We start from the raw sequence: 23242 nt of genomic DNA, 5'->3' as shown, positions 1-23242 counted from the left end.
GCAGTTCCGGCGCGGATCGAGTGGATGGTTGTGTGCGGGTTTCCGGCAGAGGATCCTGAAGAGGTCGGGTAGTTGGAGGCTGTTCGATGACACCTCGTTCGATCGCGCTCATCGGTGGTGTGACGGCCAGTGCCGCCGCGTTGAGCGTCGCCGTGGTGTTGTCGGTGGACTGGTCGGAGGTAGCGCTCTACGACCCGGCCAGAATCCTGTTGCTCGGCCCGCGCGAAGCCTTCTCGGCGGCTCAGCATTCGCCGAAGTTCGGGCAGGTCGAGCTCGTGCTGTTCCTGCTGACCGGGGCATCGTTCGTGGCGTCGGGACTGTTCACCTGGACCAAGCGGCCACACGAGCTGGCCGGTCCACTGTTCGTGGTGGCGGGATTGGTGTGGTTGGCCTGTGGCGTCCGCCGGTCCAGTGACCCGGTGTTGTTCACCGCTGGTGCTGTCCTGACGAATATCTATCTGCCGGTGATGATTCCGGTGCTACTCGGCTTCCCGTCGGGTCGGCTGCGTCAACCGTGGGAACGCCGGTACGTCCGGCTGTGCTGGGCGCTGGCCGTGTTCGGTGTATCGGCCGAGTGGATGTTCTTCGACCCGCGGGAGGTGCCCGCACCGCACCGATCGACCTCGGTCAACCTATTGCTGATCCGCCACGATCCGGTGCTCGCCGATCGAATCCAGCTCATCGTCGGTGCATTCGCCTTTTTGATCGCCGTCACTGCCATCGTCGTCGTGATCAAGCGGTGGCGATCCGGCACCGCGGCGTATCGATCGGGCTTCGCCCCCATCATGGTGCTCGCGACGGTCGCCGGAGTGAGCGTCCTGTGGCTCATGTTGACCGCGATCCGATTCCCCGGTTCGCTGCACGGTTGGACGCTGAATCTGCGCTACATCCCGATGGTGCTACTACCGATGGCCATCGCGTTCGGGCAGGTCCGGTATCGCATGGCCAGGACGGCGGTCGGTGACGCCATGGTCGAAATCGGCGCGACCCCGATCAGTTCGGGTTTCGTCGAGGCACTGCGGCGCGCACTGCACGATCCCACCCTGGCACTGTGGAACTTCGACGCCGATCGACGCGGCTACGTCGACGACCAGGGCATCGCCAGGGTACTGCCGCGCGGCACAGGTCACCGGGTGGCGACGATCCTCGAGCGGGACGGCGCCCCGGCTGCCGCCCTTGTCTATGACAAGCATTTACAGACCGAACCCGAACTGCTGGCCGCTGTACGCGGCGCGACCGAACTCGCCCTCGATCACGAACGGCTGCGCAACGATCTGCAGGCCCAGCTCGCCGAGGTACGTCGCTCGCGCGAGCGCATCGTGGCAGCCGGCGACGCCGAGCGACGCCGGGTCGAACGCGATCTGCACGACGGTGCGCAACAACGTCTGGTCGCCGCGGCCCTCCTGCTGCGTCGAGCTCAGCGCACAGCGGACACCGAAACCCGGGGTGATCTGGTGACGCTCGGCGCCGCCGAACTGGACACCGCGCTCAGCGAGCTCCGCGAGCTGGCAAGGGGCGTGTTCCCACCGATCCTCGCCGAACGCGGTCTGACGGCGGCGCTGACCTCACTCGCCGAACGCGCCCCGATCGCCGTACGGATCCACGGCACACTGGTTCCGAGGCCACCGGCCGGGGTGGAGCTGGCCGCGTACTTCATCGCCGCCGAGGCCGTCACCAACGCGGCGAAACATTCCAACGGCACGCACGTCGATATCCAGGTCGGCATCGTCGACGAGGCCGTGCGGCTCGTGATCGCCGACGACGGTCGCGGCGGAGCCCAGGTCGGACCCGGCGGCGGCCTGAGTGGCTTGGGTGATCGAGCCGCGGCGCTCGGTGGGCACCTGCGGGTGGACAGTTCCTCCGGCGCGGGCACAGTCCTCACCGCCACCCTTCCACTTCGCGGGGGCGACGCATGAGAGGGTGCGACCTGGAAGCAGGCACGGTGTTCGCGGGCTACACCATCGAGCAGGTGCTGGGCGCGGGCGGCATGGGCTGCGTCTACGCGGCTCGGCACCCCACACTGCCACGCACCGTCGCACTCAAAATCCTGCATCCCTCGCTGACCACGGACGACTACGTCCGTACGCGATTCGAGTTCGAAGCCGACCACGCCGCCCGGCTGGAGCACCCCGCCATCGTGGCGGTCTACGACCGTGGCCGCGAGGGCGATCGCCTCTGGATCGCGATGCAGCTGGTGCCGGGGACCGATGCGGCGCGCCTGGTGCGGGACGGGCCGGTAGCGCCGGAGCGGGCCGTGCGCATTGCTGAAACGGTCGCGGCGGGCCTGGACTACGCGCATCGGACAGGTGTGTACCACCGCGATGTCAACCCGTCGAACATCCTGCTGGCCGCGCCCGACCAGCCGGGCGAGCCCGAACGGGTGCTGCTGACGGATTTCGGCATCGCCAAAGCGCTCGACGACACCGTGCACCTCACCAGCGCCGGAATGATGGTCGCCACCATCCGCTACGCGGCCCCCGAACAGATCGAAGGACGAACCATCGATCATCGGGCCGATGAATACTCGCTGGGCTGCACACTGTTTCATCTGCTCACCGGCCGCCCGCCCTATCCAGGACCGAGTCGAGCGGCCATTCTGAACGGCCACCTCAACGCGCCGATTCCACGACCGAGCGCGCTGCTGGACACCCTGCCGAGGGCATTCGACGCGGTCATCGCGCGGGCGATGGCCAAGCTCCCTGGCGACCGCTATCCGGACTGTGGCACGTTCGCGGCCGCCGCGCGGGCGGTACTCACCGCGGCAGCCGACGCCACCGCCGAACATGCGACGGTCCGCCACCACCAGGCGCCGACCGCACCTTGCCTGCGCGTGGTGCTCGCCGACGACTCGGCGCTGCTCCGGCAGGGAATCGCCCGATTGCTCGAGGACGAGGGCATGGAGGTGGCCGGGCAGGCCGGCGATGCCGCGGCGCTGCTGGGCCTGGTCCGCGCGCACCGCCCCGACGTCGCTGTGGTCGACATCCGGATGCCACCGACCTGCACCACGGAGGGCATCGATGCCGCCGTAGTCATCCGTCGCGACTTTCCCGAGACGGCGGTGCTGCTGCTGTCGCAGTACATCGAAACCGAGAGCGTTCTCGACCTGCTCTCGGGCGGCGCGCGCAGCCTCGGCTATCTGCTCAAAGACCGGGTTTCCGATATCGACGAGTTCGTGACTGCCCTCCAGCGGGTCGCCGCGGGTGGCTCGGCGATCGATCCCGACCTGGTCGGCCGCTTGGTCTCGCGACCGCACCACGGCGCCCTCCCACTCGACGCGCTCTCCACCCGCGAACGAGAAGTCCTGCGGCTCATGGCCGAAGGCCGCTCCAACCGTGCGATCGGCGCCACCCTGTTCCTCGGCGAACGCACGATCGAAACCCACGTCCGCAGCATCTTCGTCAAACTCGGCCTACAGCCGGAACCCGACGACCACCGCCGCGTCCTAGCGGTACTGACCCACCTCCGGGTCTGCAACTGAACGCCCGAAGGCGGTAGGTACTTCATCCATCAACGTTGGTTCCAGAGAACCAACAGCAGTGCGTCAGCGCCGAGGACCACCACGGGAACGAAGTACTGCCATGGCCAACTCCACCGCGAACGCAACACGATGAAGACCAGCGCTGCCCCGGCCCCTCCAGCCGCTACCAGCCCGAATCTCCATGCGGGATTCTCGGTGTCGAATACTCCAAACGCCGCGACGATCACCGAGAAAAGTACGGCGCCCTGCTGCAAAGCCTCCCTGACCCAGTGCGCGACAACCATTGCCAGCCCATATCCGAGGACCGGTGCAAGCTTCTTTCTCCGCTGTCCGCTATCGGCGTCGTCGTAGGCCGCCGCCTCGAGACCTTTGCGATACAGCGGATCAGCTTCCCGCTCTTCCTCGTTCACCGGTTCACCCCCACACAGTTCTCACTCGGTATCGAGAATGCCGACGACGGAGTGGGCGATCGCGGTGACGTCATCGCAGACATTCGACGTGTTCTTCGATGAATCGACCAGGGTGATGTCCAAGACACCGTCCTCGGATTTGACGGCGATCGCACAGGTCCGCCCGGCCTGGGGCGACTGATAGACCGCCGCGCCCCGCCCGCCGACCACTTCGTTCGCCAGAACAGGCCAATTCTTGTCGGCACGAACCTCGTCGATGGTCCGGTTGCTCGATCGGACCGAGAGGAGACCGACCGGAATCATCGTTCCGTCGACCCCCTCGTTCCGTATGAAGTCGCACCCGATGGTTGTCAGACCCGCCGTGACGACGCCGCCGGACCTGGCCCGGGTGGCAGGATCGAAGCCGATCCGGGTGACGACGTCGTCGCCCAGCCGAGTACACGGATCGAGTCGCACCTGCCCCGGGCCGCTCTGGGAGGGTGGCGCGGCGACCGTCACCGCGATCGGCGGGGGCACGAAGGTCGTAGGAGTTGGCCCGCCAGAGGCAGATTCACCGGCACCACAGCCCGCGACAAATGCTCCGCAGGCCACGACGCAGACTGAGCCGACTAGCTTTCCGATCACCGGTACAGCTCGGCGGGCATGCCGTTCGGCCCGACCCCCGCGCGTGCCGCGGCGCCGTGCTCGGCCTGCATCGCATCCAGATGAGAAATAACCAGATCCGAATTGCTGGACTGCCCGGAGAACAGGGAATCCCAGGTCTCGCCTCCGCCGGACACCAGCCCGGCGGCCGCTTGCATATCGGCGCCCAGTTCGCCACTGGCGGCCTTTTCCTGCAGGCCCTGCCACACCTCGGCGGGAACCTGGCAGGAGGCTTTGAAACTGGCGAGTTGCCGCTCGAGCTCACCGAGCGCGGTGTCGATGGCAGACACGGCAGCCTTGATCTTCGAAGCGTGGTCTACGGTTGCCATCGTCTGTCACGACACCTTTGCGGGTTCGGCCGGAAGTGCGTCCCGGGAGAGTACGTCCTGTGCTGCGATGATGGAATCCTTGATCAGCCTCAGCAGCGACCAGAACAACATCAGAACCTTGCGGGCCTGATTGAGGACCGACACTGCCTCCATGGCGGTTCGCACCATCTTGACCTGGCCCCAGAGCGGGACCACAGCGGCTCCCCACCCTGCGCCCGCCAAGGCGATCACGGTTTTGATCACGTCGACCACGACCTGCGCGAGCTTGACTGCCTCGTTGACGGCGTCTCGCAGATGACTTCCCATCTGAGTCATCGCACTCCGCTGGCTGGTCCAGACGGTGTCCCAGTTCCCGAACAGCGTGGCCTGCGCGGTGGCGGCCTGACCCGTCCAGGTCTTCGCGATATTGGTCTGCCCGTGCTTGATGTTGGTCTGGATGTTCTCGAGATATTCCTCCAGCCGATCCCACGACGCGCTCTGCGTCCCGGCCTCGGCGATATCGCCGGCGATCCAGGTGGTGATGTGCTCACGCGGGTCCGGACCGCCGACCAGCTCGAGGAGGTCACAGACCTTGTCCATCATTCTGCCGAGCGAAATCTCCGGCAGGGTTCGCGTATCACGCGTCGGCATATTCATGCCAGGAACTACACCGTCGTTGAATCCGGCGGCCTCGCCGTCATCGGTGCGGTTCATCGTCTGCCCGTTGTCGAGCTTCGCGATCTCACCGGCCCAGTTGCTGTCTACACGGACATATTCCTGACCTGCGAACGCCAGCGCCTGCTGGGTGGTCGCCAGCCGCTTCGAAGCAGTAGCCAACGCATCATGAAACTTGGGCAGGAGTGCGGCGTAGTCGGCCGTGATGATCTCGAGGATCCTTCCGAAGTCCGTCGACGTCATCCCGATGAGCGAGCAGGTGTACGTGTTATCCATATATTCGCTGTTCCGGCCGACTTGGGCCGCCCACCCGTTCAGATCGGAAATCTCCACAGAGAATGACGTCACGGCTCCCCCGAACTATCGAGATGAAATTTCAAAGTTTCGCTGCGCGTGAGGATTTCACTCTGATTGACCCCCCGCCACGCGTCCCGACCTTATTCACCCGGCCGAGCCCGAGTCAAGATGTCCGAATCATCCGATTCATACCAAATCGACCGCCCCCTGAACGCGCGAAGGCACGGACTCCCGTCGGGAGTCCGTGCCTTCGTCGATATTTCGCCTAGGCGGCGGGTGCGCTCACGAGGAGCGCAAGCTCACCAGGAGCTCTTGTGCACGCCCGGAAGCTCACCGCGGTGCGCCATTTCGCGGACGCAGATACGGCACAGGCCGAACTTGCGGTAGACCGCGTGCGGGCGACCGCAACGCTGGCAGCGGGTGTACGCGCGGACGGCGAACTTAGGCTTGGCCTCCGCCTTGATGCGCAGTGCTTTCTTAGCCATGTGCTCAGTTCTCCTTGAACGGGAAGCCGAGGTGCTTCAGCAGCGCGCGGCCTTCTTCGTTGTTGGTCGCGGTGGTGACCACGGTGATGTCCATACCGCGCGGGCGGTCGATGGAATCCACGTCGATCTCGTGGAACATCGACTGCTCGCTGAGGCCGAACGTGTAGTTGCCGTTGCCGTCGAACTGCTTCGGCGACAGGCCGCGGAAGTCGCGGATACGGGGCAGCGCGATGGACACGAGACGGTCCAGGAACTCCCACATACGGTCGCCACGAAGGGTGACCTTCGCGCCGATCGGCATGCCCTCACGCAGCTTGAACTGCGCGATCGACTTGGTGGCCTTACGGATTTCGGGCTTCTGGCCGGTGATCAGCTCGAGGTCCTTGACGGCACCGTTGATCAGCTTCGCGTCACGGGCGGCGTCGCCGACACCCATGTTCACGACGACCTTGACGACGCCGGGGATCTGCATCACGTTGGCGTATTCGAACTCGCCGTTGAGCGCGTCCTTGATCTCGGCGCGGTAGCGCGCCTTCAGCCGGGGCTGAGTCTGCTCAGAGGTGGTCATGTCAGATGTCCTTCCCGTTTTTACGGGAGATCCGGACGCGCTTGCCGGACTCTTCGTCGGTGCGGTAGCCGACGCGAGTCGGGTTACCGTCGGAGTCGACGACCATCACGTTGGAAACCTGGATGGGGGCTTCCTGGGTGACGATGCCACCCGAGGACGCGCCACGCTGGTTCGCGGAATCCGCGACGTGCTTCTTGATGCGGTTCACGCCTTCGACGAGAACCTTGCCGGTCGCCGGGAAGGCCTGAATGACCTTGCCCTTGGCGCCCTTGTCCTTGCCCGAAATGACGAGCACGGTGTCACCCTTGTGCACCTTCATAGTCAGAGCACCTCCGGGGCCAGCGAAACGATCTTCATGAAGCGCTTGTCACGCAGCTCGCGGCCGACCGGGCCGAAGATACGGGTGCCACGAGGATCGTTGTCCGGCTTGATCAGCACGGCAGCGTTCTCGTCGAACTTGATGTAGGAACCGTCCGGACGACGACGCTCCTTGGTCGTGCGAACGACGACAGCCTTGACGACGTCGCCCTTCTTCACGTTGGCGCCGGGGATGGCGTCCTTCACGGTGGCGACGATGATGTCGCCGATACCGGCATAGCGACGCGACGAGCCACCGAGCACGCGGATGCAAAGGATTTCCTTCGCTCCGGTGTTGTCGGCGACGCGCAGTCGCGACTCCTGCTGAATCACTTCAGCACCTCCTGGACCTGGATGTATACGTACGCCGGATTGCCGACCCGACGCACATGGTCAGTCACCCTCCGGACGCGCGCCTGCCAGCGGAAATACCTTCCACTGGGGGTTCACTGCCGGATTGCGAGGGCATAGCTCCCGCAGGCAACCGTTCTAGTGTAGGTGAACCCCCAGCACGAACCGAATCGGGGTGCGTCGACCAATCTGAAGTAGATATGTTTCAAACTGGCTTCGTCGCGCACGGCCCGTTGCTACCGTCCCGCCATGAACATCACCCTGCCGATGAGGCGCCGGCTCGCGACCACGGCCGCCACGTTCGCCGCCGTCGTCACCATGGTGGCACCGCACGCGAGCGCGGGCCCCGTCATCGACATGCTCACCGACACGCTCACCGTCGGCTGCACCTCCAAGATCGACGTCGTCGGCCTCGACAACTATGTCGGCGCACAGGTCGACTTCCTCGCCAACGGCAAGTTCTTCGCCAGCGACACCGTCGACCTCGAGGTGAACGTCGCGGGCGTCACCGTCGCCAAGGCCACGGCGTTCTACCACGTCGAAACCGAGGTCGAGGTGCAGCTGTCCCTGCTGCTGCACGCCACCGGAACACCGCTGGTGACCAAGCGCGTGCCGACGGTCATGCGAATCGTGAACGCGGGCAGCGGACTCGCCTGCGACCTGGCGACAGGCAGCTCGAGCCTGTCTTCCTAGCCACCACTCCACCGAGACGGCGTCGCGCCGGTAGCCTGTGCGAGCTAGCTGGATCGCAACAAGCAGGGTGCGGCTGCCGCATCGGGGAAGGAAGTCCTGTGACATCGTCCGGTCGTCCGTCGGTGGTCGACCGCCGCGCATTCCTGATCGCCATGGGCTTGGTGCCCGTGGCCGCCGCGCTGGCGTCGTGCTCGCCCGAACCCACCGAAATCCAGCTCACGGGCGTCGACCTGGGCGGCGGCGACCCCACCATCCGCCCGCAGGACGATCTGTACCGCCACGTCAACGGCACCTGGCTGCGCGATTACCAGCTCCCGCCCGACAAGGCCTCGGTCGGCGCGATCACCGACGCCAACGACCGGACCCTGGATCAGCTGCGCGCGATCATCGAGGGCATCAGGGATCCGAAGCACGGCTCGGAGGCGCAGCAGATCAAGGATCTCTACGACGCGCGCCTGGACCTCGACGAGATCGAGCGACTCGGCATCACGCCGCTCAACAGCCTGTTCGCCGCGATCGACAAGGCCGCGGGCAAGCCGGAGCTGGCGAAGGTGATGGCCGAGGCGCCCATCGCCGGGCTGATCGGGATGGGCATCGGGATCGACCGCAAGAACTCCAAGGCCTATATCCCCAGCGTCGGCCAATCCGGGCTCACCCTGGGCGAGCAGTACTACCGCAAGCCCGAGTTCGCCGCCCAGCTCGCGGGCTATCAGATCTACCTCGAGCAACTGGCCGCGGGCCTCGGCCTGCCAGACCCGGCCGGGGTGGCGCAGCGGACGGTCGATCTGGAGAAGCGCATCGCCGCCGGGCATTGGGACAGCGTGCGCCTGCGCAACACCGATGCCACCTACAACCTGATGAGCTGGCAGGAACTGACCGCGCTCGGCCCACAGTTCGATTGGGATCCGTGGCTGGCGGGCATGACCGACCGGCCCAAGTCGCTGTTCGACAAGATGGTGGTCGGCCAGCCGTCCTTCGTCACCGCGGCCGCTCAGCTGTGGGGCGAGGTCGATATCGCCCAGTGGCGCGACTACCTCAAGCTGCATGTCGCCAACAGCTACGCGCGCTTCCTGCCCAAGGCCATCGCCGACGCGCGCTTCGAGTTCGTCGGCCGGGTGCTCAGCGGTATCGAGGAGAAGCCGGAGATGTGGCGCTCCGCGGTGGGTGTGGTCGACGACAATCTCGGCGAACCGCTGGGAAAGCTGTACGTGGACAAGCACTTCCCGCCCGCGGCCAAGGAACGCGCGTTGGAGATGGTCGCCGACCTCACCGCCGCCTACCGCGACAACTTCACCAATTCGACCTGGATGACCCAGCCGACCCGTGACGCCTCGATCGCCAAGCTGGACAAGATCGTCGCCCAGATCGGCTACCCCGACAAGTGGGTCGACTACTCGTCGGTGCCGGTCACCCGCGGCAAGCTGATCGAATCCCTGTTGGCCATCAACACTTTCGAGTCCAAGCGCGCGTTCGCCCGCCTCGGCACCGAGGTGGACAAGATGGAGTGGAGCATGTCGCCGCAGACGGTGAATGCCTACTACAGCCCGACCACCAACCAGATCGTCTTCCCGGCCGCCTACCTACAGCCCCCGTTCTTCGACAAGGATGCCCAGGCCGCGGTCAACTACGGCGCGGTGGGTTCCACGATCGGCCACGAGATCGGGCACGGCTTCGACGACCAGGGCTCCAAGTACGACGGCGACGGCAACCGTCGCGACTGGTGGACGCCCGAGGATCTCGCGGCGTTCGACGCCAAGACCCAGCAGATCATCGCCCAGTACGACGTGCTCGTTCCCGAGGGCGCGCCCGAGGGGCAGCACGTGAACGGCGCGCTGACCGTCGGCGAGAACCTGGCCGACCTGCGCGGCCTGCAGATCGCATTGGCCGCCTATCAGAAGGTGGCCCAGCGCTCCGGCGAGCAGCCCGATTTCCGGACGATGTTCCTGTCGTGGGCGCGGCAGTGGCGCGACAAGCAGACCGAGGAAGCGACGCTACAGGGGTTGCAGGACACCCACTCCCCCAACGAGTTCCGCTGCAACCAGGTGGTTCGCAATATCGGCGAGTTCTACACCACCTTCGAGGTGAAGGACGGCGACAAGCTGTTCATGCCGCAGGACCAGCGCGTCACGCTGTAAGGGCACAGCTTCCCGCCGAAAAGCGACGTAGGTTAGCCTAGGCTGACTTACGCTGGAACTTGCTCTACGGAGGGTGTACCCATGACGACTGTTCGGACTTCGCGCGGCTGGCGGCGCGCGGCGGTGGCCGCGCTCGCCGGTGCCCTCGCCTTCGGTGTCGTGGCCTGCGGTTCCAGCGAGGACGAGGCCGCCTCGGGCGAAGCGGTGACCATCACCCACGCCCGTGGCGAGACCACCGTCCCCGGCACCCCGAAGAAGATCGTCGCCCTGGGTAACCAGTGGCTCGACAGTTCCCTCGCCCTCGGCGTGGTTCCCGTCGGCTACATCGACAACGTCTCCGCGGTGTCCAAGAGCACCCCGCCGTGGACGCCGGAGTCCTTGAAGGCGGCCACCGCCCTCAACACCACCGGCAATATCGCCGAGCAGGTCGCGGCGCTCGAGCCGGACCTGATCCTGGCCGACCCGTTCATCGCCGATCAGAAGACCTACGACGACCTGTCCAAGGTTGCCCCGACCCTGCCCGCGCTGACCAAGGACGCTGTCACCCCGTGGCAGGACCAGGTCACCGCGCTGGGCAAGGTGCTGCACAAGGAGTCCGACGCGAGCGCGGTGATCAAGAAGGTCGACGACAAGGTCGCCGCCATCGCCACCGCCAACCCCGGCCTGAAGGGCAAGACCTTCGCCAGCACCTGGCTCGCCAGCCCCGCGCAGCTGATGGTGCTCACCGACCCCAACGACGGTTCGGCCAAGGTGTTCACCGCACTCGGCATGGGCATTCCGGCCAACCTCACCGCGCTGCCCGCCAACCAGGGCCGCCTGGCGCTGTCGCCGGAGAAGGTCGACGAGCTCACCGCAGACCTGCTGCTGGCCGGCTATTCCCCCGGCCTCGACGAGAAGTACCGGCAGCTGCCCGGTTACGCCGATCTGCCGTCGGTGCGCAAGGGTTCGGTCGTGTTCCTGACCACGCAGGAGATCAGCGCGATCAACCAGCCCAGCGCACTGTCGGTGCCGTACATGCTGGACAAGCTCGAGCCCGCGTTCGCCGCCGCCGCGAAATAGGCTCTGCCCCAGACCGGTTCTACCCCCGAGGATTTCACCGTGCTCGCCTCCGCTTACCCCGCCCAGACCCGATTCGCCCTGCGCGCGGGCGTCACCTGCCTGACGACTCCCGTCGGCGCGGTGCTGCTCAATCCGCCGCGCAACGAGAAGCTGACCGGTCTGGGCGCGGGGGCGCTGCAAGCGCTGAAAACCCTGAACCAGGGCCCGGCGACCGCGGCGGAAATGGCGACCGCGGCAGCCGGTGACGACATCACCGCACTGATGCGCAAGCTCACCGACGGCGGCTGGCTGTCGGTGACAGTCCGCGACGGCGGCCGTGACCTCTACAGCATCCGTCCCTTCGCCGACCCCGCCCCGCGCCCCACGGTGGCCCTGCCCACCTGGTCGGCGACCCTGTCGAAATTCGCTGTCCTGCACCGCGACAACCAGGGCTTCGTCCTTGAACACCCGCAGGCGTGGTGCGACCTGCGCATCCACGACCCGCGCCTGCTCGCCCTGCTCGACGGCCCCCTCGCCGCCGATTCGCCGGTGCCCGCCACCGTGAAGACCCAGTTCATGGCCGACCTGCAGTGGTGCGGCTTCCTGGTCGACGGCGACGAGGAGGAGCGCGAGTTCACCACTCGCTCCTGGAACACCCCCGACCTGTGGTTCCACCGCCGCAGCACCCTCGGCGCCCGCACGGTGACCTGGGACGATTTCGGCCCCACCCGCTGGGCCGACGGCCAGTTCCCCGAATTGCCCTTGCGCCGCGCGTCGTTCGACGGCGAGCCGGTCGCTTTGGCGACGCCGGATCTGGTGTCGCTGCGTGTGTCCGATCCGAGTCTGGCCGCCACCATCGAAGACCGGGTCTCCACCCGCGCCTTCGACGACGCCGCCCCCATCACCTCGATCCAGCTGGGCGAATTGCTGTTCCGCACCGCCCGCACCCGCGAGGACGGCTCCCGCCCCTACCCCTCCGGCGGCGGCGCCTACGAACTCGAGATCTACCCCGTGGTGCGCAATGTCGCCGGCCTGGAAAACGGCATGTACCACTACGATTCGGCCGACCACGCCCTGCGCCCGGTCGCGCCCGCCGACGCCCCCGCCGTCCAGAAGCTCCTCAAATCGACCTCGGCGACCCTGGCCGGCGGTGCGCAACCCCAAGTCCTGCTGCTGGTTTCGGCCCGCGCGGGCCGCGTCATGTGGAGCTACGAACAGGTCGCCTACGCCAACATCCTCAAACACGTCGGCGTCCTCATGCAAACCGTCTACCTGGCCGCCACCGCCATGCACCTCGGCGTCGTCGCCCAGGGCTTCAGCGACACCTCCGCCTTCGCCGCGGCCACCGGCCTCGACGAACTCGAGGAGTGCAACGTCGGCAGCATCATCGTGGGCTCACCGGCCCGCTAGCGGTAGAGATCTACGTCACACCATGCAACCCTCGACGGGTCTCGCGCGTCCAACCATATGACGTGCATTCCGACAGATCGAGGGTCTCATGAACGAGGACTGGTCGGCGCCGACACAGGCGTCGAACAACGCTTTACGTGCGCAGATCGATTCGATGCTCGATACCTTCACTGCTGAGAAGTCGGCTCTACTCGACGCCCGGTCCCAGGCCACCCAGCTCGTGACCGCCTGGTCGGCGGACGGGTTGGTCCGCGCCTCGGGGACCATCGCGGGGATCTCGGAGGTCCACCTCGAGCCGGACGCCTTCAAAAGGTCGACCCCGGAGTCCCTCGGCCGATCGGTCACCGAGGCGATCGCCGAGGTGGCCGCCCAGGCGGCCCAGAACCAGCAGCAAGCCCTCGCCCCCTTGTCGGACCTGAGCGCGGATATGCCGGACCTTCCCGACCTGATCCCGGGCGCCCCCAGCATGAAAGACCTCATCGCCCAGCTGACCCCGCCACCGCCACCGGACCCCGAACCGGTCACGGACTCACCACACAGTCTCGTCGATGACACCGACGACGAAGAAGGCGAATACTTCCGCAATCGCGGATACCTCCGATGAGCTCGCTGAAAGCCGACCCGCAAGCGCTGCGCGGCACTCAGCCGTCGTTCACCTCGGTCGCCGACACGATCACCACCGGCGCCCAGAAGCTGGCGGCGGTGATCGCGGCCGAGGGTGAGTGCTGGGGCAGCGACGAGATCGGTCAGTCGTTCGCCAAGAACTACACCCCGGGCGTCGAGCCCGGCCAGAAGGCGGTAACCGGCCTGGCGACGGTGATGACCCAACTCGGCGAGAACATGGTCAAGGTCGCCGAAGCACTACAGACCCAGGACACGACGCGCGCCGGTGAAATCGACAAGGCCACGGGGTCGCTGTAGTGGGCATCGAAATCCCCGACGAGCTCGCCTGGGTCGCCAAGTACATTCTCGGCGCGGGTGATTGGCCCGAAGGTGACGAAACGGCGATGCGCCGGGTCGCCGACGGGTGGACCGCCATGGCCAGCACCCTCGACACGGTCGACGACAACGCCGCCCTCGCACTGAACGCCGCCCTGACAGCGCTGTCCGAAGGCGAAACCCACACCGCCATCACCGCTTACCGCGACAAGCTGCTGTCGGGCGACGAAGCGACCTTCACCGCTGTTCGCAAGTGGTGTGCGAAACAGGCCGAACTACTCGAAGACGGCGCCAACGATATCGAGCACACCAAACTGGTGATCATCGCGACGATGGTCATCGCCGCGGTGGAGATCGGTGCGGCGATCGCGACCTCGTGGACAGGTGTCGGCGCCGTCGCCGGTGTGGCCGCCCGGGTGGCCGCCCAGGTCGCGGTGCGGGTGGCGATCAAGCAGCTCATCGCCCGCATGCTCACCCGCGGCGCCGCGAAGGCGGCCGCCCGGTTAGCGCTGCGCGGCGCCGCGTTCGAAGCACTCGAGGAAGGCGGCACCGACCTCGGCGCACGGCTGATCCAGGTAGCCAAGGGCGACCGCTCCACCGACAAGTTCGGCTGGACCGATCTGGGCCTGGCCACCTTCGGCGGCGCGGTCGGCGGCGCGGCAGGCGGCCTGCTCGGCGGCGGCACCGGCGCGCTCGGCGATGTCGCGTCCTCTACCGCGGGCAAACTCGCGGGCAAGGTCGTCGGCGGCACCGTCACCGAACTGGGCGCCGACCTCTCCGCCCAGGTCGCCACCGCAGGAGTCGGCGCGGCCTTCCTCGGCCAGGAATTCAAACTGGATGTCGGCGTCGACACCTTCACCAGCGCTGGAGCGGGTGGCGTCCAGAGCGCGCTGGAATCCAGTAGCCACGGTGGAAACAGCACGGCCCCCACCGTTCCCGATCTGGGCACCGACGTTCCCGGGTCCACCACGCCCGCGGGGACCGATACCCCCTCCGGTGATCAGAGCCCGAACGCATCCGACAACACCGGCCCGAATGCGCCGGCAACGCCGAGCAACGGCGAATCAACGAACCCAGCATCCACCGCTCCTACCGGGGACGGCGCAACCCCACAAAATGGTTCGCCCAACTCCTCGGCACCGGGAGAATCCACTCCTTCGAGCCCAAATGGCAACGGCGCGAACGACACTCCGCCCACTGGCGACTCCACACCGTCGAGCCCGAACAACAACGGATCCACCGACGCCGGGCAAACCGCACCCTCGTCCAACGGATCCCCCTCCCCTGGCGACACGGCACCGTCCAGCCCGAACGGCAACGGGTCCAACCCGACCCCGCCGCCCGGCGACACCACACCATCGACCCCGAACAGCGACACCCCCACCGCGACACCCCAGACCGGCGAGTCGCCATCGACCCCGAACAGCAACGCCCCCACCGAAACACCGTCGACCGGCGACACCTCGCCCTCGAACAACCCCACGAACACATCGCCCACAGGCGACACCTCGACGCCCAACCTCACAGGCTCGTCGCTGGACCTCCCGACCCAGGATTCCTCGACCCAGCCCAACACCCCCACCGATACGACCCCGAATACCAATAGCGGGCAACAGAACCCGACTCCGAGCGACAACGGACACGCCGCCACCACTCCCACGACACCGGCGAATCCCCAACCCACGACACCAGCCCCCACCAACACACCGGATTCGACCACCCAACAACCGACCACATCGACACCCACGCAGGAGTCGGCCACACAGCAATCACCGACTTCGACTCCCGCCGCAACCACCGGTTCGCCGCTGTCCACAACCTCCCAACCGGCAACTCCGTCGAACAACCCCACCCACACCCCTGCCGACACCACTCGTCCGTCCTCCACGGACACATCGACAGCGACCGCCACCACCGCGACAGCGCCCCAAACCACGAACCCCACAACAACACCCACCACGTCGACCCCGGCGCCCACTGCCACACCGACGTCCACGTCGACGCCCCCGATCAGCCAGATCCCACCATCAGCACCGCCGTCGCCCAGATCGATTACGACGCCCCCAGCAACCACTGGAACCCCACAACCCACGCCCCCACCAACCTCACCGACAGCCTCCGAAACGCGCCCGGCGACGGGCCTCGACAGCCGACCGAGCACCACCACCCCCACCAACGCTGCCCAAACGACACCACAAAACACCACGCCCACAACAACTTCGACTCCGACGCCTGCTCCGACAAACGGATCACGAGACCCGGGTTACAGTCCCGATGCCCGCCCCTTGCGCGACGCACTACGCCATCAACCGCCGCACGACGGCCGAACAACCACCGTCGGCGCGAACCAGAATCCGACCCAACCGCGCCCCTCCTACCGGATTCGCCGCTTCCAGGTCGGCAACCGATGGGTCTCGGTGGCCACGATCCGCGCCCACATCCCCAACGCGCACCTGATGTCTCCAGCCGAACTGAGCCAGGAGATCGAATTCGCCCAGCGCGCAGTCGATGCCGCCTTCAATCATGCGCAGGACCTTCACAGCGGCGACCAGTTCCTCGTCGACCTCGAGCTGACGACCGACCCGGCTGCCGCCGACCTGCGGCTGAATTTGCAGCAACACCCGTTCGACCTGTCCAACGACCTCCGCGAGCACATGGGCTTGCCGCGGAGCGCACCGGACACGCCGCTGAGCCCCGACGACCTTCGCTCGATCAGCAACGACATCGCCCGAGCCAACACGCCGTCGCCCCTGGCCGACATGCCCGGGACGCGAGTGTTCGCCCCCGGCTACCTGCGCGGCGTCGAAATCCCCCAGCACCAGCACGCGGTCGAAGACGCCCTACGCGACGGCAACCGGTTCATGGTCGGTGCCGATCCGAGAACAAATCCCTACGGGCGGTTGATCAACGACGGCGGACCACACGTCACCGGGCGAAATATCAACTGTCTCGACGCCTCGCTTGCCGCGCTGGCGTCGTTCAACGGCCGACCAGAAGTCTCCGCACCTCGAACGGTGGATTTGCTTCCCGACGGAACTGTCAGCCGACAAGGAGAACGGAACGGCCCAGATCGCGCCGCAGCATGGCTCGGTGGCCAATGGCAGACCTTCGCGAATCCCAACCAGTCCGTCCCGGACCGGTTTCAGGCCCTGCACGACTGGATCAGCCAGATGGGACCCGGTTCGTCGGCACTGGTCCTCAACGACTGGCAGGGCGGCGGCGGGCACGCGACCGCTATCGTCTACCCGATCGGTGCGAGCGGTCCAGTCTGGTGGGACCCACAACAGCGGACGTTCTCGGATTCTCCACCGGCGAGCCTGACGTCTCAATCCTCTTCGTTCAGATTCATGACGGTTGACCAGCAGGGAGCAGCGAATGGAGCCGCCACAACTCCGAACAGCGGAACAAGTGCGGGACTACCTGGCTCAGATATTCCCGGCGCGGGAGTTCAGTCTCCTTCAGAGCCGACACGCCTGGATCTGCCGCGAGATTCTGACCCCGGCGGAGATCGCGGAGGGGACGGGTCTAGGCCTGGCGAGCTACGCGGTGGACAAGGAGACCGGAGTGGTCACCACACAGTCGAGCCTGGCACTGACGACGATCGGCGAGATGTACGACGCAGCGATCGAGACCGGGACTCCGATCCAAGCCGAACAGATCTATCCCCCACTGAATCGACTGACGCTCCAACAGATCCGGCAAGACCCGGAGACGATCGAGTACCTGGTGACGGTCGAATCGCTGGCGACAACCCCGCCGACCAGAGAAGACCTCAATCTGACCATCGACAAGGTGACCCTGGAAGCCACTCCGTACACACCGTTGGCCCCGATGGTGGCCGCGAGGGCGGCGTGGAGTCGGCAGCGCAACGGCACGTGGCCGACAACGGAGACATTCGAGGTGTAGTCGATACGTCGGACGCGAGCCGCCCGGCCGATGCAGGAATCGACGCAACGGTAGCGAGGGACACCGGAGTCACCCCTGCACTGTCCGGTTCGACTGCGCCGTCAGATGGCAGTCCGAGCACGACGAACGGTCCGGCTGATCAGGCCCGCCGCGCACGCGAACTGTTGCGCACGGAGACCCCCGAGATCGGACGGTCCGTCACAGTCAGAGCACCCAGCGGGGGCCGCAGGTATCAAATCGACCGCTACCCCGATGCGCTCGGCCAGCCGGTCACAGTCGCACGCATCAACGTCAACGTCGCATCTGGGCCAGGTGTCGGATCCCAGTCGTTGGCGGACCTCGGCGAACAGCTACAACAAGCAACCGACACCACGTTCAACCAGGGCAGCCAGTTCCCCAACGGGGAATGGTTCATGGTCGACCTCGTTCCCGTGGATAACCCGGCCGATGCCGAGATGCAGGTAAGGGTGGACGACACGGGGCGACCCGGCACCACTCACCCGAACGCAGACGTCACAGCTCTGACGTCACAGCTGCGCGGTCAGCTCGGGTTGGCTCCGAGTTCCGCCGGCACTCTCTCGCCGAGCGATCTTCAACAGCTCAGCAACGAGATCGACCGTGCCACGCTCGTCCCGACTTCCCTCCCACCTTGGCTCGCACACGCGGCTGAATCCACCACCGACATCGACGCACAGGCGACCGACTACCGAACGACCTCGACTCTGGACTCGGACAACGCGTCGGTAGCAGGCCACGACACCAGCGACACGTCGCTGCCCGTCGCCGATTACTTTCAACCCAACGGACTACCGGTAACTACCGACGAGCTCGTCCATCCAGACATGGACGAGGCCGAACTTCAACAACTACGAGCCCTCGACAGCCAACTGTCGGCCATCGCGAGGGATCACCGCACCAGGACGGGAGCCTTTCCGGATCCACCGCCCGGCGTCGGCCGCGGCAATCCCGCTGTGGACGCGCTGCTGCCCGACGGCTGGGACCCATTTCACGGAGTTGGCCGCGACGCCTGGATGCGGTCGATCGCTGGCCCGAACGGCGATCCCGCTTGGGCGGACGGCAATCTATATCCGCAGGGCTTCTCCAGCCCGACCGACCGTCACCCGGCCGTGCTCCAACCGGGCGAGGTCATCGACCGATTCGGTGGGCCTTCTGGCAGGTTCACATCACCTGCGGGTGTTCCGTACCCGCAACGAGCGCTGCCGCCGACCAACCTCGACGGTGAGTCGTACCACCAATACGAGGTCCTACGGCCATTGCCTGTGTGGCAGGGCGGCATTGCTCCCCAGATGGGAGAACCTGGGCTCGGATCGCAGCACCATCTTCCGGTCAGCGTGCAGGCACTTATCGATGCCGGATATCTGAGAGAAGTCGATCCCCTTCCTCACGCACCTACTTCCGGTTCTGACGTCGATGTCCCGACTGCCGAAGGCTTGGAAGAACGTGGCAACCCCGCGGCGTCTCCCACTACTCATCCGTTCGCGGACGACCGCCCAGGGTTCTCGATCATGTCCGCGAACGATCGCTTCTACCAGGACGTACAGAGTGTTCCGCCACTTGCGGGGCACTACGATGTTGTTGCGCATGGGAGGCCGGACAGCGTGAACATGGACTCGACCGGAGGAGGAACAATGTCTGCGCGAGAGCTGGCTAATTTGATCCGCCATCGATCGGACTATGTACCCGGCACTCCCATCCGGTTGTTGTCCTGCAATACCGGACGGCTCGACGGCAATTTCGCACGAAGTCTTGCCCAAGCGCTCGGCACGCCGGTGGTAGCGCCGGATGGATACCTCTATACGTCCCGAGGCAGACTCGGCGTTGATGCCAGACTGCGGAGTATCAGCCCATGGCAAGTACCACGACTGCCTGACACATGCCATCGATTCCACCCCGACGGCAGAGTCGAGGAATTGGACCGTTCCGAGTGGGAAGGCTGAGCGTTGAAACTACTGCCCAATTTTTCGGAGGACCCTCGCGAAGGCATCGACGGGTGGCCGGAAGTCAGCTTGGCCGACCTCGTCGGACGCCTGGACAACGAACTCCGCGAACCGCTTTCGCATTACCTGCTGGAGTGTCAATCGTTGGTCACGACCCAGTCGATGGCCGACCCGCTCGACCCGGCACGTGACCACGGCGTACCGACCGGAATGTCGAGCGACGGCACGTGGGTGTGGTCCACATACTGGGGATACTTCGTGCGGGAGTACGGAATCGCGGTTCCCGCCGAGTTCATCGACCATGCCCGATCGCGCAATTTTGAGCCGGTCCTGCTCGACGATACCGAGCAGGAACGTATCGACAGCGAGCTCGAAGCCGCGTTCTCCGACTGAGCTAGAAGAGGTTTCATCGTGAACATCGACGAACTCACCATGATCTTGCGGGGACTTGGTGTGCCCGACTCGGTTGCCTCGGTCGGGAGACTTCGCGACGACCATTACTGCTTGGTACCAGGCCGAGACGGCTCGTTCGAAGCCTTTTGGTACGAACGTGGCGGCCCACACGACCTGTGCATATACGACACCGAAGCCGCTGCGTGTTACGGCTTCCTCGGGTTGATCGGCGGAGCGCTCGACGGGTCACAGCCACTGGCACCGGGTCGCGGTACTGCCGGATCTGTCGGCGGCGCGCCGATCAGCAGTCCGGCTGTTCAATCGATTCTCGATGACGGTGATCTGTTCGGCGGTATGCGTGAAGCGCAATGGGCGCGGGAGTTCGTGGCTCCTGATGACGTCGGAGCCTCGGCGGGCAGACGGCTACTGCGCTGGCCCGATCCGATACTCCATCCAGATGGCTTCGCGACCCCCACCGACCGGACACCAACTCGGCTCGCCCCGGGTCGGATCATGGACTCGTTCGGCACCACCTTCACTCGACTGCTCTACGACATCGGAACCCCCTTCGGCGCGCGTTCGCTTCCGATCGACTACGCCGAATCCGGATACCGACGGTGGAAAGTCCTGACACCGACGCCAGTGTGGTCCGGCCCCGTCGCTCCGTGGTTTGCCAGGCCAGGTGGCGGCAACCAATACTTCACCGTGATGCCGGTCGTGGATCTGGTCGGCTCGGGATTCATCGAGGAGATTGCGGTATGACTCCGAACGACGATGTGTTCTCCCCGAATCCGATCAGCCAACTCGCTCGGTTCTCCCATGTCGATGCGCCCGCGTCCCTTGTCTCGGAAGGTGAACTGCGCGAACAAGCTTGGTGTCTGATCGAGGGAGATGACGGGTGGTGGGACGTCTTCTACTACGAACGCGGCGCCCGAACCACCAAACTCGGCCGTGCCAAATCCCGTCTCGCTGCCCTCCGGCTACTCGGCGGGCGCCTGCTCTACACCGACATCCTCAATCGAGCCACCTCATAAGCCACCGCTGTGTCCGGACTCGAATGCGCTGCTGACCAACGACATTCGACTGCCGAAAGGAGGAGCCTGTGGCGATCTACGTGGTTTTTCGGAAGTCTTCGGAAGACTCGATGGGGGTGACCTATGAGTTCGGTGGGGCGGATCACCGGTTCGATCGGGTGCTGAGGGTCAATGCTGTGGATTACTCGGTCAGGGTGGAGGACGGGCGGAACGACCACATGACGGTGCGGGTGGCGGGGATGGCGATACGGGGGCATCGGGTCGATGGGGTCTGGCCCAAGGCTGGTGTTCATCAGGCGTGAGGTGTCGGGTGCGGGCGTAGGGTCGCCTCATGGCTTGCAAGATCACCGAACTCGTCATCGATTGCGCCGACCCGGAACTGCTGGCGGGCTTCTGGTGCGAAGTGCTCGGCTATGTCGTGCTCGATCGGGACGAGGGTGATGTCCAGATCGGCGCGCCGGGAACCGAATTCGGTGGGGCGCAGCCCACTTTGCTGTTCAGCGTCAGCACCGACCCCAGGCGGGGGAAACTGCCGATGCACCTCGATGTGAACGCTACCGACCGCGATCAGGACGAAGAACTCGAGCGTCTGCTCGGTGCGGGTGCCCGCAAGGTCGACATCGGACAGACCGGCGCCGAAACCTGGCACGTGCTGGCCGACCCCGAGGGCAACGAATTCTGCCTGCTGCGGCGGCGAGTGGGGACAGCCTGAGCCACTCGGCGGTCGGGTCTGCCGACCGGATCCGGCCGACGACCATCGCTCAGGCGGGGGTCGGTTCGGATCCGTCGAAGGGTGGGTAGGTGTCGCCGGTGGTGCGTTCGGCGGCGGCGATGTAGACGGCCAGGGCTTCGCGGGATTGCGTGAGGCGGTCGATGTGGTCGTCGATGCGGTTCAGGCGGGTTCGCATGGCGGACAGCAGGTCTGGGCAGGCGGGGAGGGTGGGGGTTTCGCCTTCCGCGCAGGGTAGGAGGTAGGCGATGTCTTCGGAGGACAGGCCAGCGCCGAGCAGGTGGCGGATCTGCTTCACGCGTAGCGGGGCGGTGTCGTCGTATTCGCGGTAGCCGTTCGGGCTGCGGTCGGCGACCATCAGGCCCTGGGCTTCGTAGTAGCGCAGTTGGTGGGCGTTGACGCCCGTGCGGGTACTCAGTTCGCCGATTCGCATCGCAACCTCACTTGACCTTCATACCGGTATCAACGTTGATGATGCTGCCATGCACAACGCAACCGAAACACCTGTGACTGTCATCGGACTCGGCCTCATGGGTCGATCGCTCGCCGGCGCGTTCCTCGCGGCCGGGCATCCCACCACCGTCTGGAATCGGACGCCCGCCAAGGCCGACCGCCTGGTGGCCGAGGGCGCGCGACTCGCACCGGCCATCGGTGACGCCCTGCGGGCGAGCGCGATCACGATCGTCTGCGTCACCGACTACCCGGCCGTGCGCGATCTGTTCGCCGCGAGCGATGTCGACGGCACGACCCTGCTCAATCTCACCTCGGGCGACTCCGCCCAGGCCCGCGAAACGGCCCACTGGTTCGAACAGCGCGGCGCCCGCTACCTCGACGGCGCGATCATGGCCATCCCGCAGGCGATCGGAACTCCCGACGCGGTGATTTTGCACAGCGGTCCACAGTCCGACTTCGACGCACACCGGAAAACCCTCGAAGTACTCGGCACCGTCACCTATCTCGGCGCCGACCACGGCCTGGCCTCCCTGTACGACGTGGCGGGTCTGACCATGATGTGGAGCGTCCTCAACGCGTGGCTCCAGGGCACCGCCATGCTCCGGACCGCCGGTGTCGGCGCCGCGACGTACGCCCCGTTCGCGCAGATGATGGCGACCGGGGTAGCCACCTGGCTGCCCGGCTACGCCGAGCAGATCGACAGTGGTTCCTATCCCGCCGAGGTGGCGGCCCTGGAGACCGACGCGCGAACGATGGCGCACCTGATCGAGGAGTGCGAGGCGCTCGGCGTCAACGCCGAGCTGCCGAAGTTGTTCAAGGCCCTGGCAGATCGGTCTATCGCCGCAGGTCACGGCGGTGAACAGTATCCCGTGCTGATCGAGGAGTTCGCCAAGCCCCACAGCGACTGACCTGCCCCGCGTGAGCGAGGGGTAGCCCGCGTGCCAGACACGACGATGCGGACACACAGCACCGACATCGCCCA

At 66.0% G+C, this 23242-nt stretch carries 24 protein-coding genes; 15 read left to right on the top strand and 9 right to left on the bottom strand.

All coding sequences use genetic code 11. The annotated features are described in order from the left end of the window. Positions 1–86: 86 nt before the first annotated feature. Positions 87–1916: a sensor histidine kinase gene (locus tag ACWDXS_RS26035; protein ID WP_449969492.1), complete on the top strand. Its 1830-nt coding sequence runs from the start codon at positions 87–89 to the stop codon at positions 1914–1916. Then, positions 1913–3478: a protein kinase domain-containing protein gene (locus tag ACWDXS_RS26030; protein WP_449969489.1), complete on the top strand. Its 1566-nt coding sequence runs from the start codon at positions 1913–1915 to the stop codon at positions 3476–3478. Before ACWDXS_RS26035 ends, ACWDXS_RS26030 begins: the two co-directional genes overlap by 4 nt. Positions 3479–3507: 29 nt before the next feature. Here the strand turns inward: ACWDXS_RS26030 and ACWDXS_RS26025 are convergent, their stop codons facing one another. The 8 genes from ACWDXS_RS26025 to rplN form a co-directional block, all read right to left on the bottom strand. Further along, positions 3508–3888, bottom strand: a complete 381-nt coding sequence (locus ACWDXS_RS26025) for a hypothetical protein (protein WP_449969486.1) — start codon at positions 3886–3888, stop codon at positions 3508–3510. Between the two features lie 21 nt (positions 3889–3909). After that, positions 3910–4479, bottom strand: a complete 570-nt coding sequence (locus ACWDXS_RS26020; RefSeq protein ID WP_387446497.1) for a DUF3558 domain-containing protein — start codon at positions 4477–4479, stop codon at positions 3910–3912. Positions 4480–4508: 29 nt separating this feature from the next. After that, a complete protein-coding gene (locus tag ACWDXS_RS26015) occupies positions 4509–4859 on the bottom strand; it encodes a hypothetical protein (protein WP_387446496.1) in 351 nt (116 codons plus the stop codon). 6 nt (positions 4860–4865) lie between these two features. Next, positions 4866–5846: a hypothetical protein gene (locus ACWDXS_RS26010; RefSeq protein ID WP_387446494.1), complete on the bottom strand. Its 981-nt coding sequence runs from the start codon at positions 5844–5846 to the stop codon at positions 4866–4868. 263 nt (positions 5847–6109) lie between these two features. Continuing rightward, a complete protein-coding gene (locus tag ACWDXS_RS26005) occupies positions 6110–6295 on the bottom strand; it encodes a type Z 30S ribosomal protein S14 (protein ID WP_056818387.1) in 186 nt (61 codons plus the stop codon). 4 nt (positions 6296–6299) lie between these two features. Then, positions 6300–6863, bottom strand: a complete 564-nt coding sequence (gene rplE, locus ACWDXS_RS26000) for a 50S ribosomal protein L5 (protein WP_056818389.1) — start codon at positions 6861–6863, stop codon at positions 6300–6302. 1 nt (position 6864) lies between these two features. Further along, entirely contained in the window at positions 6865–7182 is a 318-nt protein-coding gene (rplX, locus tag ACWDXS_RS25995; protein ID WP_056818391.1) for a 50S ribosomal protein L24, read from the bottom strand. Positions 7183–7184: 2 nt separating this feature from the next. After that, positions 7185–7553, bottom strand: a complete 369-nt coding sequence (gene rplN, locus ACWDXS_RS25990; RefSeq protein WP_056818394.1) for a 50S ribosomal protein L14 — start codon at positions 7551–7553, stop codon at positions 7185–7187. 267 nt (positions 7554–7820) lie between these two features. Here rplN and ACWDXS_RS25985 point away from each other — a divergent pair, with 267 nt between their 5' ends. The 12 genes from ACWDXS_RS25985 to ACWDXS_RS25930 all read left to right on the top strand — a co-directional run bounded on the left by ACWDXS_RS25985 (position 7821) and on the right by ACWDXS_RS25930 (position 21789). After that, positions 7821–8264 carry a hypothetical protein gene (locus ACWDXS_RS25985; RefSeq protein ID WP_449969478.1) on the top strand — a complete coding sequence of 148 codons (444 nt, stop codon included), beginning with the start codon at positions 7821–7823 and terminating at the stop codon, positions 8262–8264. A 98-nt stretch (positions 8265–8362) separates the two neighbouring features. Next, entirely contained in the window at positions 8363–10399 is a 2037-nt protein-coding gene (locus tag ACWDXS_RS25980) for a M13 family metallopeptidase (RefSeq protein WP_378993656.1), read from the top strand. Between the two features lie 81 nt (positions 10400–10480). Continuing rightward, positions 10481–11458 carry an ABC transporter substrate-binding protein gene (locus ACWDXS_RS25975; RefSeq protein WP_378993657.1) on the top strand — a complete coding sequence of 326 codons (978 nt, stop codon included), beginning with the start codon at positions 10481–10483 and terminating at the stop codon, positions 11456–11458. 39 nt (positions 11459–11497) lie between these two features. Beyond that, a complete protein-coding gene (locus ACWDXS_RS25970) occupies positions 11498–12847 on the top strand; it encodes a SagB family peptide dehydrogenase (RefSeq protein WP_379311870.1) in 1350 nt (449 codons plus the stop codon). 88 nt (positions 12848–12935) lie between these two features. Next, positions 12936–13451, top strand: coding sequence for a YbaB/EbfC family nucleoid-associated protein (locus tag ACWDXS_RS25965; RefSeq protein WP_449969474.1), 516 nt, complete (start codon positions 12936–12938; stop codon positions 13449–13451). Continuing rightward, positions 13448–13768, top strand: a complete 321-nt coding sequence (locus ACWDXS_RS25960; RefSeq protein WP_378656646.1) for a hypothetical protein — start codon at positions 13448–13450, stop codon at positions 13766–13768. Before ACWDXS_RS25965 ends, ACWDXS_RS25960 begins: the two co-directional genes overlap by 4 nt. Next, positions 13768–19650 (top strand): glycohydrolase toxin TNT-related protein, encoded by a 5883-nt coding sequence (locus ACWDXS_RS25955; RefSeq protein ID WP_449969470.1) that lies wholly within the window; start codon positions 13768–13770, stop codon positions 19648–19650. The genes ACWDXS_RS25960 and ACWDXS_RS25955 overlap by 1 nt, the downstream gene beginning before the upstream one ends. A gap of 144 nt (positions 19651–19794) precedes the next feature. Further along, entirely contained in the window at positions 19795–20043 is a 249-nt protein-coding gene (locus ACWDXS_RS25950) for a hypothetical protein (RefSeq protein WP_449969467.1), read from the top strand. Between the two features lie 18 nt (positions 20044–20061). After that, on the top strand, positions 20062–20805 hold the full coding sequence (locus ACWDXS_RS25945) for a TNT domain-containing protein (protein ID WP_449969464.1): 744 nt from the start codon (positions 20062–20064) through the stop codon (positions 20803–20805). Further along, a complete protein-coding gene (locus tag ACWDXS_RS25940; RefSeq protein ID WP_378632220.1) occupies positions 20802–21077 on the top strand; it encodes a hypothetical protein in 276 nt (91 codons plus the stop codon). The genes ACWDXS_RS25945 and ACWDXS_RS25940 overlap by 4 nt, the downstream gene beginning before the upstream one ends. A gap of 68 nt (positions 21078–21145) precedes the next feature. Next, entirely contained in the window at positions 21146–21379 is a 234-nt protein-coding gene (locus ACWDXS_RS25935) for a hypothetical protein (RefSeq protein ID WP_387446482.1), read from the top strand. A 29-nt stretch (positions 21380–21408) separates the two neighbouring features. Beyond that, positions 21409–21789: a VOC family protein gene (locus ACWDXS_RS25930; protein WP_449969460.1), complete on the top strand. Its 381-nt coding sequence runs from the start codon at positions 21409–21411 to the stop codon at positions 21787–21789. A gap of 49 nt (positions 21790–21838) precedes the next feature. On the opposite strand, the gene ACWDXS_RS25925 is transcribed toward ACWDXS_RS25930, so the two are convergent. After that, a complete protein-coding gene (locus ACWDXS_RS25925) occupies positions 21839–22240 on the bottom strand; it encodes a MerR family transcriptional regulator (protein WP_449969457.1) in 402 nt (133 codons plus the stop codon). 73 nt (positions 22241–22313) lie between these two features. Here ACWDXS_RS25925 and ACWDXS_RS25920 point away from each other — a divergent pair, with 73 nt between their 5' ends. After that, positions 22314–23168, top strand: coding sequence for an NAD(P)-dependent oxidoreductase (locus ACWDXS_RS25920; RefSeq protein WP_449969454.1), 855 nt, complete (start codon positions 22314–22316; stop codon positions 23166–23168). The last annotated feature ends 74 nt before the right edge of the window (positions 23169–23242 follow it).

The sequence above is a fragment of the Nocardia sp. NPDC003183 genome, from assembly GCF_053590715.1.
Note: the sequence above shows the minus strand (reverse complement) of the source record. Positions and strands in the feature narration are given on the sequence as shown.